This is a genomic window from Desulfobacter hydrogenophilus (assembly GCF_004319545.1).
Taxonomy (GTDB): Bacteria; Desulfobacterota; Desulfobacteria; order Desulfobacterales; family Desulfobacteraceae; genus Desulfobacter; species Desulfobacter hydrogenophilus.
On record NZ_CP036313.1, the window covers coordinates 359,008 to 377,106 of the forward strand.

At 47.8% G+C, this 18,099-nt stretch carries 16 protein-coding genes; 6 read left to right on the plus strand and 10 right to left on the minus strand.

Annotated elements, in window-relative coordinates; genetic code table 11:
• Nucleotides 1-118: 118 nt before the first annotated feature.
• Nucleotides 119-1,036: a TIGR01777 family oxidoreductase gene (locus EYB58_RS01620; RefSeq protein ID WP_111954766.1), complete on the minus strand. Its 918-nt coding sequence runs from the start codon at nt 1,034-1,036 to the stop codon at nt 119-121.
• A 234-nt stretch (nt 1,037-1,270) separates the two neighbouring features.
• Between EYB58_RS01620 and EYB58_RS01625 the strand changes: the two genes are divergently transcribed.
• The 3 genes from EYB58_RS01625 (at nt 1,271) to EYB58_RS01635 (ending at nt 3,481) form a co-directional block, all read left to right on the plus strand.
• Nucleotides 1,271-1,486 carry a hypothetical protein gene (locus EYB58_RS01625; protein WP_111954710.1) on the plus strand — a complete coding sequence of 72 codons (216 nt, stop codon included), beginning with the start codon at nt 1,271-1,273 and terminating at the stop codon, nt 1,484-1,486.
• A gap of 321 nt (nt 1,487-1,807) precedes the next feature.
• Nucleotides 1,808-2,152 carry an ArsR/SmtB family transcription factor gene (locus EYB58_RS01630; RefSeq protein ID WP_111954712.1) on the plus strand — a complete coding sequence of 115 codons (345 nt, stop codon included), beginning with the start codon at nt 1,808-1,810 and terminating at the stop codon, nt 2,150-2,152.
• 165 nt (nt 2,153-2,317) lie between these two features.
• Entirely contained in the window at nt 2,318-3,481 is a 1,164-nt protein-coding gene (locus tag EYB58_RS01635) for an SO_0444 family Cu/Zn efflux transporter (protein WP_111954714.1), read from the plus strand.
• A gap of 136 nt (nt 3,482-3,617) precedes the next feature.
• Here EYB58_RS01635 and EYB58_RS01640 read toward each other — a convergent pair whose 3' ends face one another.
• The 5 genes from EYB58_RS01640 to EYB58_RS01660 all read right to left on the minus strand — a co-directional run bounded on the left by EYB58_RS01640 (nt 3,618) and on the right by EYB58_RS01660 (nt 10,146).
• Complete coding sequence (locus tag EYB58_RS01640) at nt 3,618-5,066, minus strand: APC family permease (protein ID WP_111954716.1); 1,449 nt, start codon at nt 5,064-5,066, stop codon at nt 3,618-3,620.
• 133 nt (nt 5,067-5,199) lie between these two features.
• Nucleotides 5,200-6,126 carry an SAM-dependent methyltransferase gene (locus tag EYB58_RS01645; RefSeq protein ID WP_111954718.1) on the minus strand — a complete coding sequence of 309 codons (927 nt, stop codon included), beginning with the start codon at nt 6,124-6,126 and terminating at the stop codon, nt 5,200-5,202.
• A gap of 30 nt (nt 6,127-6,156) precedes the next feature.
• Nucleotides 6,157-8,493, minus strand: a complete 2,337-nt coding sequence (locus EYB58_RS01650) for a TonB-dependent receptor (protein ID WP_163354320.1) — start codon at nt 8,491-8,493, stop codon at nt 6,157-6,159.
• 136 nt (nt 8,494-8,629) lie between these two features.
• Nucleotides 8,630-9,622 (minus strand): FecR domain-containing protein, encoded by a 993-nt coding sequence (locus EYB58_RS01655; RefSeq protein WP_111954722.1) that lies wholly within the window; start codon nt 9,620-9,622, stop codon nt 8,630-8,632.
• On the minus strand, nt 9,619-10,146 hold the full coding sequence (locus EYB58_RS01660; protein ID WP_111954724.1) for a sigma-70 family RNA polymerase sigma factor: 528 nt from the start codon (nt 10,144-10,146) through the stop codon (nt 9,619-9,621). The genes EYB58_RS01655 and EYB58_RS01660 overlap by 4 nt, the downstream gene beginning before the upstream one ends.
• A gap of 490 nt (nt 10,147-10,636) precedes the next feature.
• Between EYB58_RS01660 and EYB58_RS01665 the strand changes: the two genes are divergently transcribed.
• The 3 genes from EYB58_RS01665 to EYB58_RS01675 all read left to right on the plus strand — a co-directional run bounded on the left by EYB58_RS01665 (nt 10,637) and on the right by EYB58_RS01675 (nt 13,332).
• Nucleotides 10,637-11,380 (plus strand): TerC family protein, encoded by a 744-nt coding sequence (locus EYB58_RS01665; RefSeq protein ID WP_111954728.1) that lies wholly within the window; start codon nt 10,637-10,639, stop codon nt 11,378-11,380.
• A 29-nt stretch (nt 11,381-11,409) separates the two neighbouring features.
• Nucleotides 11,410-13,041 (plus strand): NADP-dependent glyceraldehyde-3-phosphate dehydrogenase, encoded by a 1,632-nt coding sequence (locus EYB58_RS01670; RefSeq protein WP_111954730.1) that lies wholly within the window; start codon nt 11,410-11,412, stop codon nt 13,039-13,041.
• A gap of 81 nt (nt 13,042-13,122) precedes the next feature.
• Nucleotides 13,123-13,332, plus strand: a complete 210-nt coding sequence (locus tag EYB58_RS01675; protein ID WP_111954732.1) for a lipopolysaccharide assembly protein LapA domain-containing protein — start codon at nt 13,123-13,125, stop codon at nt 13,330-13,332.
• A gap of 170 nt (nt 13,333-13,502) precedes the next feature.
• On the opposite strand, the gene EYB58_RS01680 is transcribed toward EYB58_RS01675, so the two are convergent.
• From EYB58_RS01680 to EYB58_RS01695, 4 genes are all read right to left on the minus strand, one after another.
• Complete coding sequence (locus EYB58_RS01680; RefSeq protein WP_207309116.1) at nt 13,503-14,135, minus strand: DUF6988 family protein; 633 nt, start codon at nt 14,133-14,135, stop codon at nt 13,503-13,505.
• A gap of 68 nt (nt 14,136-14,203) precedes the next feature.
• The gene (locus tag EYB58_RS01685) at nt 14,204-14,686 is read right to left on the minus strand and encodes an adenosine-specific kinase (protein ID WP_111954734.1); all 483 of its coding nucleotides are present in this window, start codon (nt 14,684-14,686) and stop codon (nt 14,204-14,206) included.
• Nucleotides 14,687-14,829: 143 nt separating this feature from the next.
• On the minus strand, nt 14,830-16,581 hold the full coding sequence (locus EYB58_RS01690) for a hypothetical protein (RefSeq protein ID WP_111954736.1): 1,752 nt from the start codon (nt 16,579-16,581) through the stop codon (nt 14,830-14,832).
• Nucleotides 16,571-18,076 (minus strand): hypothetical protein, encoded by a 1,506-nt coding sequence (locus tag EYB58_RS01695; protein ID WP_111954738.1) that lies wholly within the window; start codon nt 18,074-18,076, stop codon nt 16,571-16,573. Before EYB58_RS01695 ends, EYB58_RS01690 begins: the two co-directional genes overlap by 11 nt.
• Between the last annotated feature and the right edge of the window lie 23 nt (nt 18,077-18,099).

An 18,099-nucleotide genomic window follows, 5' to 3' on the forward strand; every position in this document is an offset into this window, starting at 1 on the left:
GAATTTATTTTTTCCCAGTTCCTTAAAAACGAGACATACATATACGTATCAGTGAACAAATCAAAACACCCGGGTACCAGCGAAACCATTTGCGGCTCGGGTGTTTTCATCAGATCATTTATTTCGTATTTCCCGATTTAAAAATCTGTGTTAACGCACGGTCAACGGTGTCGTATTTAAACCTGAATCCGGCTGTTTCTAGAGCAGCAGGAAGCACTTTCTGGCTACAAAGAAACGAACTTCCAAGCTGCCCCATGAATAGTCTGATAAAAAATGCCGGGGCCGGCATGAACGCCGGGCGGTGCAATGCCCGTCCCAATTCTTTGGCGAACTCTTTTTGTCGGATGGGGACCAGTCCTGTGAAATTATAAATTCCCTGGGCATTATGTTCCATTAAAAAGAAGACGCCTCTGACCAGATCATCCATATGAATCCATGGGAACCACTGATCCCCAGACCCCAAAGGCCCGCCCACGAACATCCTGAAGGCCCGAGCCATCACGTCAAGTGCTCCCCCTCCGGAACCAAGAACCACCCCGAATCTCATCACCGCCACGGTTGCACCCTTTGATGTTGCTCTTTTTGCCTGCGCTTCCCAATCCCGACACACCCGGGCCAGAAATCCAATGCCGGACGCTTCTGTCTCAGTCAAAGGTGTATCACCCCGATCACCGTAAAATCCTGCGGCAGAGGCATTAATCAACTGTCCATAAAAGGTGCCGGGCATGGCATCCACCAGATTTTTTGTGGTTTGAATCCTGGAATCATAAATGGCTTTTTTATACGCCTCTGTCCAGGGCTTAAAAATATTTCGTCCCGCCAGGTTGACGATGACATCCGATTGCGCCACAAGAGCCTGCCAGTCCCCCGGCCGAGAGGTATCGGCACTGGTCCAGAAAAAATGATCATTCGCATCAGCCATGGGATGGTTTAGCGACGTGCCGAGTCCATTTACCTGCCAGCCCGCATCCAGATATTTTTGTGCAAGGGCCTGACCCACAAAGCCGGATGCACCGGTGATTAAAACCGTTTTCATGTGTTCCCCCCCCCTTTTTTTTTCGTTTGTTATCAACAATCGAATCATAGGAATATCTATAAGCACAATTTGAGCCAATCCGATCGGCAATGTTGCCGTAACGCCCATTCGATGCTTTAAAAAAAAGGCTTGCATATCTTTTATTCGGTATTAGTTTTTGGGAAAGAAGGATTAAGTTAAAACTAATTATATAAGCTTTAACTTAAAGAAAAATATAAATATAAGTAGGCCGACATGAGAAACAATATATGTACATCAGAAAATTTTTCTAAATACTTTTTAAGCGGTCTGTTCGGCGTATTTGCCCTTGGACTTGTTGTACTGGGATTCACCTTTCTGCCGATTATCGGTTTTGTTCTTGCCCTGCCGGTGGTGGCCATTGCATTCGTTCTGAGTCGCACACGGCTTAACGATCAGTGCGAGCTTGATTTCAAAAACGATGTTTCCTGACAGGTCCTTGTAATTCGGTTTTGATAGTTTTAAAAGACTGGCTTTTTTCTAATCGGGCTTATTTTAAGGACGAGTATCAAAGGGAGGGTCGGTTTAAAAATAAGAATAGCTAAAAAAGAGGCCTGCCGCTTTTCGGGATAATAGCATCTTAAACTCGGAATGCGGCGGGTCGTTTAATTCACTTTCTCCTAAGGCCCAAGTTCAAAATAAAACCCAACGAAAGAGCGTCTTGCGAAAAAGGATTGTTTATTGTACTCATGGAGCACTAAGGAGCGCAGATTAATAATTTTTGAAAACCGTTTTAATGATCGGATGACAAGTATGGACACCTGCTCAAAGAAATGCATCGACCCGGAGGAGGTAAAAAAAACGCTTAAAACGATGCCGTCACCAGATACCATTTTGGGGCTCTCCGAGATATTCAAGGCACTTGGAGACCCTTCCAGGATAAGAATAGTCACAGCGCTTCTGGCCCGGGAACATTGCGTGTGTGATCTTTCCGTACTTTGCGGCCAGAGCGAATCTGCCGTATCCCACCAACTTCGGGTCCTGAGAACCCTTCGGATCGTTAAAAACCGACGCCAGGGAAAAACTATATATTATTCCCTGGACGACGACCATGTGCGTTCACTGCTTCAGATGAGCATTGAACACATATCCCACTGACATCTGATCCTATCCACCAGTTACGCCGATTTCCTGACAAACCCGAATTTTCTCCAATGGTAAAAACTTTTTCCTTGAATATATGAACAACAATTCATATATTCATATGAGAACAGGCAGGTGAGTATAATTATTGACAAAAAATAAAACAAAGACAAAACCATAATGATCACAATAAAAAATATCATTCTTGAAATATGGCATGTTTACCTGGATGTGTCGGTATTCATGCTTTTCGGCTTTCTGGTGGCAGCTTTGCTCTACGTATTTTTCAAACCGGACCGGATAAAAAAATATTTAGGTGAAGGCCGGATAAAACCGGTGCTGCGCTCAGCCTTGTTCGGCATCCCTATTCCCTTGTGCAGCTGCGGGGTGATCCCCGTGGTTACGGGCTTAAAAAAACAGGGAGCAAACGATGGCGCTGCCCTGGCGTTCATGATCGCCACCCCGGAATCCGGTGTGGATTCCATTGCCGTATCCTGGGCAATGCTCGATCCGGTAATGACTGTCATGCGGCCCATTGCAGGATTGGTCACAGCCATATCCACCGGCATTACCGCAAACATATTCAGCAGCCGGGATCATAAAAAAGCATCCATTACACCGGACCCGTTTTTTGAACAGGGCCCTCATCCGGAACATAACTGTAACTGCGGTGGCGAAACGTGCGCAAATACCCACGGCGCGACAGTTCATGAACAACCCCTTTTAAAACGTCTGGCACAGGGGATGAACTTTGCCTTTGGCGAACTTCTCACAGATATCGCCAAACCCTTTGCAATCGGGGTATTCATTGCCGGTATAATAACCTTTTTTTTTCCTTCCGGGATCAGCACATGGTCCCAGAATAATCCATTCCTCTCCATGCTGGTCATGCTGGTCGCCGGCATCCCCATGTATGTGTGCGCCACGTCATCAACCCCCATTGCCGCAGCGTTGATCCTTAAAGGACTGAATCCGGGCGCCGCACTGGTATTTCTACTGGCAGGACCGGCCACCAATGCCGCCACCATGGGGGTGGTGAAAAACATTTTCGGCACCCGGGCCCTGGCGATCTATCTTGGTATGATATCCATTTGCTCCCTGGCAATGGGTGCCCTGCTCGACCTGATCTACAGGCTGCTGGCCATCCAGCCGACCGTAGTGATGGGGAAGGCGGCTGAAGTGGTGCCCTACGGCGTTGAACTAACCGCAGCCCTGATCCTGACGGCGCTCCTGGCAAGAAGCCTGTTAAAACGGCAGGACTGCCACGACCACGACCACGACCACGACCACGACCACGACCACGATCATATGCACAATACGAAGGTCCCCATGGAAAAAATATAAGCTTTTTGTTCATACAGCCGCAAGCAATCATGTTCAACCCCAATCACCCGGGCAATTCATGGGATTTTTTTAGATCTGTTTAAAAATTAGGGGATTGAAGCGAAATCTCATGGGATTACAGCCGATTCATCTATTTTTAAACAGGCTCTTGATATTTCCGAGTAACGGCCATGGGCTGTTTTATATTTTCAAGCCTATGGATAATCCCGCTATCTGATTTTACAATACCGGCCCTTTGCCAAAATAGTGCATAAATTGCCACACCCGCTAAAATGGTTAAAACACCAAATACAACAGCCGTGGGCCGGCTGACAATGGAATAGCAGATAATCCAGATATTTCCTGCTATAAAAAATAAAGGGATAAAAGGATACCCGGGACACCGATAAATATCTGGGTTTTTAACAGATGGTCTGGGAAGCCTGAAAAGGCCTGCCACGGTTAAGGTTGCACACAGTGACAGGGTAAAGCCAATATAAATCAACAGCTGGTCAAAGGCAGCCAAAAGGATCATACCGATGGCCACACCCCCCTGGAACAGGATCGCTCGACGGGGGGTTCTTCTGGTTTCATGAACCTTTGAAAGGGAAGAAAAAAACTGCCCATCCCTGGCCATGGCAAAATAAACCCTGGGCCCTGCCATGATCATGGCACTGATCACCGACAACAGCCCAAAGGCCACGGCAATGCCGAAAACCGCCCCGATGTTCTGTCCAAAAAGGGCAACAGCCGCCACTTTACCAATCTCCAGAACGCCTGTTATCCTGTCCGGCGGCAATGCAAAAAGATAAACAAGATTGAGCAGCAAATATAATCCTGTGACAATGATTGTTCCCAAAATCAAGGCCAAAGGGAGGTTTTTCCCCGGATTTTTGATTTCACCACCAATGTATGCCGCAGCATTCCACCCACTGTATGCAAAGGAGACAAAAATCAGTGCCACGGCAAATCCTGAAGAACTGAATGAAGATGCCTTTGGTATTTCCATGACCTCACCAATGCCCCGTGTTCTCATCAGAAATCCGGCAATGATAAACCCTATGATCAAAACAATTTTGAACAGGGTTAAAAAATTTTGAACCTTTTTCCCAAAATCCAGGCTGTGGCAATGGACCAAAGACAGCACAGCAACAATCGCACAGGCCAGCAGGGATGCGGGCGAAATGCTCAGGATTTGTGCATCCAGAATTTTAAGCGTGAACCAGGGCGTGCTCTCCTGGCCTGCAATATACGCGGAGAAAGCAATGGCTGCGGCTGCAATGGGGGCTGAAAAACCCACGATCAAAGATATCCAGCCGGAAAGGAATGCCGGCAGCGGGCCAAAGATTTGATACAGATAGGCATATTCTCCGCCCGCCTTTGGAAACCGGGAACCCAGTTCACCATAGCAAAGGGCGCCTGCCAGGGCAAAGCCCCCCCCAACCAGCCAGCAAGCCAGAAGGGCCGGGCCGCTGTCAAGCTCTGCCATTATAAAACCTGTGGTGGTAAAAACACCGGTTCCCACCATATTTGCAATAACCAGAACCAGGGCTGAGGCAAGGCCAATGTCTCGTTTCAGCCCGTTGGCGTCGGTTTCAGGGCTCATCTGAAAAAATCTCCAAAATATATTAGATGCCCAAACACATATTTGGCAGTAAATGAAAAATAGTGCAAAACAGTTGTCATGGTATATTCCTCTTTATTCAAACACGATAAAAGGCCAGATCAGCCTATCACTGCTATTTCAAAGCGGTGCCTACATAAAGCAAGTAGTTGGATATCCGTTCCTGGCCAATGGTTTCCAGGATTGTCCCCATAGTACTTTTTATGACCCGTTGTTTTTTCCTGGAGCCGGCCCAGGAAACAATGGCCACAGGTGTATCCCCAGGAACAAGGGGATTGAGGCCATCAATAAATCCGTTAAGATCACGCACCATGAAAAACACCAGAGTCTGCCCGGAATGAATCATGTTGGCGATCATTTTGTCCCGGCCGTTCTCCAAGCGCCCCAACGTCAGGGTGATTGCCTTGGCGTTACCGGCGACCATACTGGTTTGCAGGACGGCATTGGCGGCATTAAAACTGGAGATACCGGGTATAATTTCCGGATGCAGATCGGAAAACTCACGCATGTACTCAATGTGCGGGCCAAAGATTGTGGGGTCGCCATTGTCTATAATTGCCACATGTTTGCCTGCAGCAACCGCATCCCTTATAACTTGGCGCGTCTTTTCCTGCATGGCGGCAAGTTCTTCCGGGGATTTATGCCACCTGGGACCGTGGCCGGTATTTTTTGCTTTTTTATCTTTCAGGCCGGATTTGGGATTGTACTTATCCTGATTTTTTGCATAAAGCTTATGGCCGGCATTGTAAATCTCTTTCCCTTTTAGCAAATCCCCATAGTAATCGATGCGACCGCCCATGGTGAAAATAATATCCGCGTTGGTAACTGCCTGCCTGGCACGGATGGTCATATTGTCAGCATCACCGGTTCCCAAACTGATGAGCTTCAGACTACCTGTTTTTTTGATTTCATTGGATGTGGTAATGGTGCCGGTTACGGCATCTGCACCATGATCCCCGGATGTGGCGTAGCCTGCCGTCATAAAGGTGGCGATAACAAGGGCAACGGTAAAACAGGCAAATTTTGATCTGGAATGATTCATTTTATTAACTCCTTTGATGTTTTTTTCAAGTTAGAACTGATATGTCACAGCCAGGCGGATATCCCGACCCGGTTCTGAAATGGCGCCGTAGTCTCCTTCAATGGAGGTCTGGTCGCAATAGTCTTTGTCAAAAAGATTATCCACAGCCAGGGAAAGGGTCAAACCCTCTATGGCTTCGGGCTGCCAGGAGGCCTGAATGGCATGAAGGACATAACCTGGACGTTCGTTGTCCCCCTCGGGCACTTTTGTCAAATCTGCCACGTAGGTCAGGGTATACCCAAAGGTCAAGTTGGGTTTGGGATTCCATTTTAAATCCCAGATCAGCTGGTCTCCGGTGGCTGCGGTCTTTCGGCGGATAACCCCGGCGGGATTTCCGTCGCCGTCCTCGGTTTCAAAACTTGAAAATGCCAGCCGGGTCCGAAACTGCTTGATTGACCACGCAAGATTTACCTCATACCCTTTTGAGGTCAACGTGTCCGGATTATTGTAAATGGCTGTGATGGGCTGCCCCATGCGGCCCCCTGATTCCACTTCAATGGTGTTGGTCAGCCGGGTGTTGAAATAGGTAACGCCGGCGCTTAAACGATCTTCAGGCAAAAAAAGACCGGATGTGGCATACTTGACACCTGCCTGGCGTGTGTTTGATTCTTCGGGTTCCACCGGATTGCCGTTGTTGATTTCTACATCATCCTCAATCAGGGATAACCACTGGATGGGGATGATACTGGAGCCGCGAACCGCTTCACTGTATCCACCAAAGACTGACAGACCGGTTATAATTTCGATTTCACCGTTGATATTGGGAGATATTTCATTCCCTGAAACGGTTTCAGATCCATATTCAGAAGAATAATCGTCGAACCGGGCGCCCATGGACAGACTAAACCGACCAAAGTCCATTCGTTCCTGCAGGGCCAGGCCGAAGTTGTCGGAACTATTCGTGGTTTCCTCGCTTCCGTTATCATAGGAGCCATCTTCTTTGAAATAATCCATGGCTGCGGTGAGATGATGCCGGGTGGTCCCCAGTTCAAAGAAGAAGGTGTTTTTGGCGGAGCCGCCATATTCCGTGGTATCAACCGTGTTTCCCGCATCTATGTTTTCAAGGCTGTTCTCATTGCTGTAAAGGTTGAATTTCCAGTCAATTAAAGGATTGGTCTTTGGCGAATAGCGATGATCCAACGTGTAGGAGCTACGTTCCATTTCCTGCTCTACGGCACTTTCCGTGTCTGATGCTTCGCCGATATCACTGCCTGTTCCGCCCCAGTTTGAATTCCCGGTGGCGGTGTTTTTTTGGGCACTGAGCCGCAGGCTATGATCGTCCCAGTCCAGCATACTAACCTTAAACAGGTAATCGCGATCGTCCCCGGCCGTGTTGAGAACATCCCTGCCGTCACCGTTTTCATAATCGTCCCGGTTTGCTCCTGAAACGTGGGCCAAAAGCCCAAAATGGTCTTTTAACACGGTATAGACCTCGACACTGCCCAGGATGGCGTCGTCCACGCTGTTATAACCGGTTTTCAGGCGTGCACCGCTGGTTTTCCCAGGCAGCAAAAGATCCTGGGCATCCAGGGTTTCAAAGCTGATGCTGCCGCCCAGCGCACCGGGACCCTGGTCCGCACTTCCCATTGTCTGGACTTCCACTTGTTTGAGCATGCTTGGATCAAGTCCGCCCACACTGCCGTGGTGCTGAAATAGTGCCCGCCCCTGCCGGGCGCCGTCAATGGTCATATTAAGGTTGGTGCTTTCGATACCCCGTAAATAAATTCTCTGGGCGTTCCGGCTGCCACCGCCCACAACCACCGACGGGGTGCCGTCAAACAGGTCGGAAACGTCCGAGGCCAGGTTCCGGTTGATCTGTTCAAGGGATACGATTTCCTTTTCCCTGTTGCCGCTGACCACAATGGCAGGCACTTCAATATTTTTTTGTGAAGAATTGGTTTCCAGCGCATTGGTTTGATCGGAGGCTCCGGTCGCCTGGGTTGACGATACCGGGTCCGCCTTGGGTTTAAGTATCCATCCCCCGGAGCCTTCCAAGGCAATTATACCTGTACCATCCAAAAGGGCCTCAAGCCCCTGTGCCACAGGATACGATCCTTGCAGCCCTTTAGTGCCGGCTCCATCCATCAATGCCTCATCATAAAAAATATTGATACCGGCACGGCGGGTAAACTGTTCCAGCGCCGATCCTAAAGGCCCTGGGGCAATGTTATATTGTTTGATATCCGTTTTTGTAACCGTTTGGGCAAAAACACCTGCCGGAATACCTGCCAACACCATTAACAACAAGACCGCCGCCCCAAACCTTAAATGCCTGTGACTTTTGAGCTGGTACATTTTTATCAGCCCATAAAAAAATCGTACAATCACATCTTCCTCCATTTCTAATATTCAACCAAGTCAAGTCAAAGCTAACTAGTACAATATTATTTATTTTTATTAGTTGAGCCGAAGCAAGATACAAAAACCTTCATTTTTTTTAAAAAAAAATATTTAGATAAAAAAATTACTGCAGGGAAGAGCTGATATAGATGCTGTTGTCGGTTTGGGACACAAGTTTGATGGGTAAGGTCTGGGACAGAATCTCAAGGGCCTTGTCCGGATTATGCACCTGATATATACCAGACACTTTCAAGACCGTTACCCGGGAATCCCATGAAAGTTTTTCCGGTTTATACCTGGACAGTTCATCCAGAAGTGTAGACAGGGGCATGCGTTTTGCCACAATGATGCCGTCAACCCAGTCTGCCGCCATTGGGGAAGAATCGGCAATCTGCCGAATCTTTTGAACGTCAAACTCAAAGGTTTCGCCTTTCCGGACTGAAAGATTGTAACCGGATGCCATTATCCTTACAACGTCTTCCAGGACACAGACCCTGGCGCTTTCGGGCATAATGCGGACACAAAATTTTGTACCAAGAGCCTCTAACGGGCCAAAGGGTGTTTGTACAAAAAAGGGGCGATAAAAAGGTGATTGGGTATCTTTACCGGTGGTAATAAGGACTTCTCCTCTTAACAGGCGAATCTGGCGGCGGCGAAAGGTGAATTCGGTACTGACGGTTGTATTTGTGTTCAACTCAACCACCGAGCCCTCGGAAAGGCGCAGAGTCCGGCGGCCACCCACAGGGGTGCCGGCGGTTAAAAATTGCCTGCCACCGAAAATGTTGTACTTTATTCCCCATCCTGCTGAAAAAAGGAACATGCCCCCTATAAGACCGAGCTTAATGGCATTTCTTCTGGTAAGCTTACGGGAAGGGTGCTTTTTTTCAACCGTTTCAAAAATATCTACAATATCCGAACCCGGCAGAATGTCAAACCCCTGCTGGGACGATTGTATCTGCTGCCAGGCCTCTTTGTTGCGGATATCAAGTTCAAGCCAATGTTTAAATGCCTGTCGGGTCTTTTCATCCGGCGTGTTAAAACGAATCTTTAAGGTCCAGTCAATGGCCTGTTCAAGTATCTTCTCAGGCACCCGTATTTCATGCCGCTGGCTACTCATGATCTATTATCTTGATTGGCCAATGCCCGGTGGCAATGGCGCAGGGCAACTGAAATGTCCCGTTCCACAGTACTCTGGGAGACCCCCAGGTGCCGGGCAATGCGGGGGCAGGTCATGCCTTCGACCCTTGCCAGCAGAAATGCCGTTCGCGTGCGCGGTTTAAGCTTTCCTAAAATCCGGTCAATCTCTACAAGGGCCTCGATAACTTCAAGACGTTCTTCCGGGGAGGGTTGCGCCTGTTCCGGAACTGCGGCTTGAATCTTGCGCCAGGCATCCTCAATATCCCGGCGACGCCAATGGTCAATCACAAGCCCCCTGGCAATCCTACCCAGGTAGGCCCGGGGACGGCGGACAGTAACGATTTCCGACCGGCCAAGAAGCCGCATAAAAACATCCTGGGATAGATCCTCAGCCGTCTCAATACATCCCAGCTTCCATTTTAGCCAGTCCCGTAGCCAGGTCTTGTGATCAATATAAAGAGATTGAACTTCTAATCGGACTGTCTGTCTCATGGTCAATGACATTTACATGGCTTTCCTTTCTTTGTAAAAAACGCAACATCAAAGAAAGTTACTTAAAGCAAATTTTATTTTATATCAATAAAAAAATAAAATATAATAACAATCATGATTCTGGCAAAAAAAATTTAATACAAACGATTGCGGTCTCCCTATTCGAGTATTCAAGAGAATGATGAAATAATCACGAATAAATTTATCCAAAAATTCTTGTTGGATAATTTTCATCGTGTTATTCTCCAGAAAATGTCGTTCTGAACTGCTATGATCAACAAACGGATCGGCCGCATGGGGCGGATCTTAAGGGTACAAGGCCTTTCAAAAATTCATGAAAGACAGGGTTAAGCTTCTCCACGCCATCCAGGACGTGTATCTTAAAAAGCAGGTGAGCATTGCCTGATATCACCAGCAAATGTATGGCTGCCAGGTGGCCCCGGGCGGCGCTGTCTTTCACAACGGGCCGGCAGCACCAGCCCCGTCAACAGGAGCCTGTTTCATGTTTGAATGGATAACCAGCATAGAGGCATGGGCTGCCTTGGGCACACTGACTGTTCTAGAGATTGTCCTGGGAATTGATAATATTATTTTTATTTCCATTGTGGTGGGCCGTTTGCCGGACAATCAGCAGAACGTCGCCAGGAATATAGGCATCCTGCTGGCAATGGTTTCCCGTCTTGCCCTGTTGTTTTCAATTGCCTGGATCGTTGGGCTGACAGACCCTTTTTTCTCAATTTTAGGAAAAAACATTTCCGGACGGGATATTATTCTAATCGGCGGGGGCCTGTTTCTCCTGGCCAAGGCCACCCATGAAATTCACAACAGCCTAGAAGGGGCCGGTCAGGACCCCCCGACAGGAACCGTTTCCAGCCTTGGGAATGTCCTGGTTCAGATTACAGTCCTGGATATGGTGTTCTCATTTGATTCTGTGATTACGGCTGTGGGACTTGCCAGGGAGTTTTCCGTCATGGCCATTGCCATCATACTTTCTGTGGGGGTGATGCTCCTGGCAGCAAAATCCATAGGTAACTTTGTTGAAACCCATCCGACCATTAAAATTCTTGCCCTGTCCTTTTTGATCATGATCGGTGCGACTCTGGTGGTTGAAGGGGCCGGCATCCATGTGCCCAAAGGATATATTTATTTTGCCATGGCGTTTTCCGTCATGGTCGAAATGCTTAATTTAAAATTGCGTAAAAAACAACAAGCGCCCATTAAATTGAGACAAACACTCAAAAGATAACAGCGCCCAAGTTAACAAGTGAGGAGCATATGAAACAAAACAACGAGATACCTTGGCAGGACCTGTTTCCAATGGCCTCTGACATACCTGAATCCATTTTAAAGGATCTGCCCTGCATCCAAACCCAGTATCTGATCAATGGAGAAATCCGGAACTGGGATGGTCCCCGCCAGGAGGTGCTGTCGCCTGTCTGGGTGGCCACAGACAAGGATCCGAGTCCCTTTTTTATCGGAGAATATCCCTTGTTAACACAAGCGGAGTCACAGCAGGCACTGGATGCGGCTGTGGCCGCCTATAATCATGGCCGCGGTTTCTGGCCGACCCTGTCTGTGAGTCAGAGAATTGAGCACATGGAAACATTCACATTTCGAATGATGGAAGAAAAGGACCGGGTGGTACGGTTTCTCATGTGGGAGGTTGGCAAACCCCTTCAGGATTCAATCAAAGAATTCGACCGGACCATCCAATACATCAAGGAGACCCTTGCGGCGCTCAAAGACCTGGACAGAACCGGTTCCCGGTTTACCATTGAAGAAAAAATCATCGGCCAGATCCGGCGCGCCCCTTTGGGGGTGGTGCTGTGTATGGGGCCCTTTAACTACCCTCTCAACGAAACCTTCACCACTCTGATACCGGCCCTTGTCATGGGAAATACCGTGATTCTAAAACCGCCCAAACACGGCGCCCTTCTCTACGCGCCTTTGCTCAACGCCTTTTGTGATGTTTTCCCCAAAGGGGTGATCAATATCATTTACGGCCAGGGCCGGGAAATGATTCCCCCGCTCATGGCATCGGGCCAGATTAATGTCCTGGGATTGATCGGGACGAGCCGGACAGCCAACGAGCTGAAAAAACAGCACCCCTATCCAAACCGGCTTCGCTGTGTTCTGGGGTTGGAGGCCAAAAACCCAGCCATTATTCTCAACGGAGCGGATCTGGACTTGACAGTCAAAGAATGCATTCTGGGCTGCCTTTCATTTAACGGCCAACGGTGTACTGCCCTTAAAATTTTGTTTGTCGAACAACCTATTGCCCAGGAATTTCTTGACCGATTTGCTGCAGCGATGAATGAACTGGTCGTCGGCATGCCCTGGAAGGAGGGCGTGTTTGTGACACCTATGCCAGAAAAAGGCAAAGCCGATTACCTGAGGGCTTTAGTCTCAGATGCAGTTGAAAAGGGCGCCGGCATCGTCAACAACGGCGGGGCCAGGGTGTGCGGCAGCTTTTTTTCCCCGGCAATCTTGTATCCGGTCACCCACAAAATGAGGGTCTTTCATGAAGAGCAATTCGGGCCGGTGATTCCGGTTCTGGCCTTTACCGATATCAAAGACCCCATTGAATATATGATCCATTCAAATTACGGCCAGCAGGTGAGTATTTTTGGCAATGATCCCGACCAGGTGGCAGAAATGATAGACCCGCTGGTAAATCAGGTATGTCGGGTCAACATCAACTGCCAGTGCCAGAGGGGGCCGGATACCTTTCCTTTTACCGGACGGAAGGATTCGGCGGAAGGAACCCTTTCCGTGTCTGACGCCCTGCGGGTTTTTTCAATTCGAACGCTGGTGGCGGCCAAGGAAACGGATCAGAACAAAAAAATCATTACGGATATCGTCCGACAGCGTAAAAGCAAATTTTTGACAACCGATTTTATTTTATAAAAAATGCCATGGCTGTACGCTAGGGATACTCTTTTTTTGTGTTTCGGCATTTTACCCTGAAGATATGAAAGGAAGACGGCCTTGTTACAAAAAATAAAACTCATCTCAGGATTGATTTTAGTGACCATCACATTGGTTATTTTTTTTCAGAACACTCAGGCTGTGGAAACCCATTTTTTATTTTGGACGATGACCATGCCCAGGGCCCTACTTCTGGTAATCACCATGCTCATTGGTATTTTTGTCGGCATGTTGATCGCGTTTGCCCTGTCGGGGAAAAAGCGCCAATAGCGGAAATTTTTAATTAGATCTCTGATCAGGGGGGGAGGAATAATATAGAATGGTCAAATCAGGGGGACACGATATAAAATTAATGATTTAGTAAAGTGTCCCCGGAATTCAAGAATGATTTAGTAAAGTGTCCCCGGAATTCAACCCCCGGAATTCAGAAATTTCGTTTTTTATATTTTTTCGTCGGGTAAACAATCCTTGAATTCTCTCTGAATTATGGGCATGAGACCTCTTTTTGAAATATCATTTGCAACAATTATCAAAAACATCGCTGCCATTATAGAAACTCCATTTGATGCTTTTACTGTTTGAATAAGTAATTGAACAGGGTAGCCTTTACTATGTCTTTGGATTGCATGAATACCTCCATGGATGTAAGAACTAAGCGGTTTCCAAGAATATTCTTTGAACTCAAGTAATTGATCTAATAGGATTTTAGGGGCCTTGCCTTCAAGCTTTTTTAACATTTCAGATAACATTGGTAGTTTTTGGGTCTTTCGTGCGCTCTCAGCAGTAAGTTCTGACATCAACTTTGAAACAGCAATGTCAGATGCTGAATAAAAAACCCATAAAGCTCTTACAAAAGCCTCATACTGCAACCTGAGAAGACCAATAGATGAAGTGAAGTTACCTGATGCTAAAAGCATTTTCAAGCTTTCAGCATGTTCAAATGAAACGATGCTTAAGATCCTGCTTGCTTCGTTCTTAGGTGAATGGGATAGAAACTCAGTATTAATGTTTTGGAATAATTTTCTTTCAAATTCTACTAAGCGACTTAATAGTTGATTAATTTTCATTTCCATTCAAATCATAACAGTTTAATTAGACAGAATGGGCCAATATGTTGATAGACGGATTCTGCCTATTGTATTCACAGCTTGTAACCGATCATCCTCAGAAAATCTTTGCGTTTTTGAATATCATCCTGTGTTTCAACGCCTTTGGAAGAAAAACCGTCCACCACCCCCAGGATACCCCTGCCCTGGTCGGTCTGGGCCATGATTACCTGGGTGGGGTTGGCTGTGGCGCAATGGATGCGCACCACCTCGGGAACAGCTTGGATGGTGTTCACGATGTTGATAGGGAACATCTCTTTCATGAAGATAATAAAGGTATGGCCGGCTGACAGGGCCTGGGCGTTCTTTTTTGCAAGTTCCAACATCTCTTCATCCGTGCCGGAATGGCGGATCAGGCACTCCCCGGAAGCCTCGCAGAACGCCACTCCGAATTTGGCGTTGGGCACGGTGCAGACAATGGCCTCATGAATATCTTCAACGGTTTTGATAAAATGGGAATGTCCCAGGATAAAGTTGAGTTCTTCGGGATTTTCTATGGTTACGCTGATCAATTCCATTATATGTCTCCTCCTCGGGATTGAGTATTTTATTTTACCACGAAGGACGCGAAGTTCACGAAGATTTTAGAATACTAAACTTCGTGCTCTTCGTGAACTTCGTGGTATTAATATGAAATCATCTTAACTATGTAACACTGACCTTATTCCAGTGACAAGGCGCCCCATGACAGATCAAACGCCTGGTCGTTCTGCTCCAGGTTAGTGATCATAAGCGACGGCATAATCCATGCCTGGCCGTCATTGCTCTGGGCCACCCGGATTACGGGAAAAGCGGTCTGCCGGGCAATGGTTTTTACCGTCAGAAACCGGGTGCTGTTTTCCCCTTCCGGAAATCGGGTAAACGCCAGGTGGTTGACATTGTTGTGTTCTGCCGATTTCTTGTAATTTTCAAACTCTTCCATATTGTAGATCCGCCCAGGAAGCACCTCCATCTGGGAGGTGGTCCGGGTATCCGTGTCCATGGAAATATAATATTTATGGTCATCCACACAGATTTCATACCCGTCATAAAGTGTGTACACATTGCCGAGAAGGGTAATCAGTTTTTCAAAATGGGATATTTTTTTGGCATAGCGCTCCCCTTCCTGATTTTTGCCCACATGCCGGTAATCGGCCATAAACAGGCAATGCTCGGGCAACAGCAGCAGTTCATCCTTATTGAACTCCTTGAGGATGTGCTTTTTAATGGCTTTTCTGACCTTTTCCGATTTGGTGGGGCGGCCTGAAATCAAAAAATAGATGCCGGACAAATTTTTGTCCTTGCGCCATTTATTGAGTAAGCTGGCCTGTTTGCCGCACAACAGTTCCAGAAACCGTGAAAAATCCCTTCCGATGAACCGATCATTGTCCCACCAGGGACCGGTTTCCTCCGGGGACCTATTCTGGGCAAAGGTGTCTGCAAAATATTCCCCGGCCTTTCTTTCGGAAAAGGATTCCTTTCGGTTCAGGGCTGTGGTAATGCCAAGAGCCGGGTCCTGGAAGGTATTGGCTAGAAGAACGCTGACATCTGTGGTCAGCCCGCCAATGTCAATGTGGCACACCACAAACTGAAGATTTTCGGCAGTGGGGTCACGCTGGGCAGCCTGGGAAAAAATAAAGTCCACTTCCTTTAAATCCGGCAGCCGGTCTTTTTGACCGGACAGGTCCCAGAACGGTAACAGCTTGATCAGGTTCAAAAAATAAAGCTCGCACGCCCCGCTTTCATCGGCAGAAATATTAACAAAGGTTTTACGCAAATGCCTAAGATCACTTGGAAACAACCATTTCCATTTCCGGTCCGAGGATAGGTTCATGCACACGGAATAGATATTTTCCCTGTATCCGTTTCTTAAATTTTCAATGAACAGATCCGGTACCGTAACCCGAATTTCTGTGATCACCGGAATGGCAGGGCCGTTCCAGGGCCGATCCTTATTCGGGTCGGTGATATATTTGAAACTGTGTTCAAGAATTTTTTTGATGTAAAGCTTAAACTGAGGCACATCGCCCCGGTAAGCGGCAAATTTGGAGGCAAATTCATATTTGGCGCTTTTAACTATCTGGCTTGAGCTGACATGCTCTTCACCCATATTGGGCACAAAGGCAAAATCTCGCTCATCACCGGAAGGCGGATTGATAAAGGCCGAAGGAAATCCGCCCTGGGCATCGGAGTCGCCATGGACTACATACTGCCATGAGTCGGTGATTTTATCCCGGCCAAAGCTGCAGGGCCAGCACAACACACTGGTTCGGTAGGAGCCGAAATCAATGAAAAGAATATATTCCTCGTGGTTCTGGATGTCCCTTGGGGTACGCCCGGCAATGGTTTCATAGTAAAGTTTACCGTCATCCTCCAGCTCCATCTGGAACTGATCCACTTCCTTTTTCTTGCTTTTGAACAGGTTAAACCACATCTTGGGCATCCTCTTTAATACGTCTTTCTACAAGGGTGAAATCGCCGCGTACCAGCATGTTGGGAACGTAAAATTCCGCCATGTTCATGATGATGTGGGGCAAATCCTTTTCCGCTGCACTCAAAAAACCTTTGTTTTCCGAGTCCAGTCGCTGGTGCATATTTTTCCACAGGACATCGGCAATGGCCTGGCTTTTGGGGGTGTCGGCCAGAAACTGGTCCAGGTACTGGGTGAATATAGCGTTCCAGAACCCTTTGTGGTCCTCAATCAGCCCCTCTTCGTTGTATTGGATCTCCCGGTCAAAAAAGTGCCGCAGGCTTTGGTAGGTATCGTTGAGAATGGATTTGCGCATGCGTTCCTTGACGTCGGCCACCTCATCATAACTTTCGATTTCATAAATCAGATCAACGGCCTGGGCATGCACCTTTGAAGCTTTTTTGATCCAGGGCATCAGAAACATATTGTCAAGGGCGTCTCTGATATTGGAGGTGGTGCAAATGTCGCCGAGCATCTGCCTGGACCAGGCGATACCGCCGTCCTTTTTGATCTCGTCCTTTATTTCACGTAAATTTTTGTACCGGGACAGATTGCGTATCCAGGTATCCACGTGGGGACCGGGGGATATAAAGCTCACCGGGTATTCGCTGTTGCAGGGGTTGATCAGCTGAACCACGGCTTCAAAGGATTTATAGCTTTTGAAATCGTTTTCAAGATCCTGCTCCACATTGGTGTTTCCGCAATAGCTTGCCACGGCACTGTCCCCCTGCAGGGACAGGATCAATGGCAGTTTCTGATACGCGTGGGTGGTCTCCAGCACCATGCGATATTTTTTGAGAATGGCATCCAAGGGGTGGCCCGGGGGGATGGCGATTTTATGCTGGAAACAGGCCACAAGAATGCCCGGATAGCGCTCCAAGCAGTCCAGCATATTAGCCTGAAACCTTTCATGACGCTCCTTCTGGAATTCAACGGCGTCCGCACCCTCTTTAATGCCGGGATATTCAATGGCCGGCAATGTCATGGGGGTCTGGTCTTCGGGCACGGCCACCCGGATGAGATAATCCTCCGGCTCTGCCCCGGAAGAAAGGTCATACAGGCGGTTGAACTGCTCCTGGGTTAAGCGGTCCCGGATCACATTACCCGTGGAAATACTGATCTGGCTGACCACCACTTCGTCGGTCCAGGATACCGGTTCCACAAGACAGGGAACCGCCGTGTTCTCCGAGGTGTTGCGCTGCTTGACCGCAAACAGCCCGCGAAGCGTGTCATTGTCAAACAGGTCCAGAAGATAACTGGTCTTAAAGGATTTATCTGTGCCCGTAATATGGACATATACGGGCAAATCCGTTTCCGGTGCCGTTTTCAAGCACATTTGGCAGCGTTCAATGACCTTGTCCACTCGGTCTGTCTGCCGGGCCGGCAGCTCGGCAAGTTGCTGAACAACCTCCTTGATGCCGTTCTGGATTTTCAAAAGCCGGTCTGTGTTGTCAAACATATGATTAAATAAAACTCCTTGAT

Bases quoted from the DNA above. Each gene is read 5' to 3' on its own strand.
- EYB58_RS01695 (WP_111954738.1), bottom strand. From the start codon at position 18,076: ATGTTTGACAACACAGACCGGCTTTTGAAAATCCAGAACGGCATCAAG.
- EYB58_RS01640 (WP_111954716.1), bottom strand. From the start codon at position 5,066: ATGAGCCCTGAAACCGACGCCAACGGGCTGAAACGAGACATTGGCCTT.
- EYB58_RS01660 (WP_111954724.1), bottom strand. From the start codon at position 10,146: ATGTCATTGACCATGAGACAGACAGTCCGATTAGAAGTTCAATCTCTT.
- EYB58_RS01630 (WP_111954712.1), top strand. From the start codon at position 1,808: ATGGACACCTGCTCAAAGAAATGCATCGACCCGGAGGAGGTAAAAAAA.
- EYB58_RS01655 (WP_111954722.1), bottom strand. From the start codon at position 9,622: ATGAGTAGCCAGCGGCATGAAATACGGGTGCCTGAGAAGATACTTGAA.
- EYB58_RS01690 (WP_111954736.1), bottom strand. From the start codon at position 16,581: ATGTGGTTTAACCTGTTCAAAAGCAAGAAAAAGGAAGTGGATCAGTTC.
- EYB58_RS01665 (WP_111954728.1), top strand. From the start codon at position 10,637: ATGTTTGAATGGATAACCAGCATAGAGGCATGGGCTGCCTTGGGCACA.
- EYB58_RS01635 (WP_111954714.1), top strand. From the start codon at position 2,318: ATGATCACAATAAAAAATATCATTCTTGAAATATGGCATGTTTACCTG.
- EYB58_RS01685 (WP_111954734.1), bottom strand. From the start codon at position 14,686: ATGGAATTGATCAGCGTAACCATAGAAAATCCCGAAGAACTCAACTTT.
- EYB58_RS01670 (WP_111954730.1), top strand. From the start codon at position 11,410: ATGAAACAAAACAACGAGATACCTTGGCAGGACCTGTTTCCAATGGCC.
- EYB58_RS01625 (WP_111954710.1), top strand. From the start codon at position 1,271: ATGAGAAACAATATATGTACATCAGAAAATTTTTCTAAATACTTTTTA.
- EYB58_RS01680 (WP_207309116.1), bottom strand. From the start codon at position 14,135: ATGGAAATGAAAATTAATCAACTATTAAGTCGCTTAGTAGAATTTGAA.
- EYB58_RS01620 (WP_111954766.1), bottom strand. From the start codon at position 1,036: ATGAAAACGGTTTTAATCACCGGTGCATCCGGCTTTGTGGGTCAGGCC.
- EYB58_RS01645 (WP_111954718.1), bottom strand. From the start codon at position 6,126: ATGAATCATTCCAGATCAAAATTTGCCTGTTTTACCGTTGCCCTTGTT.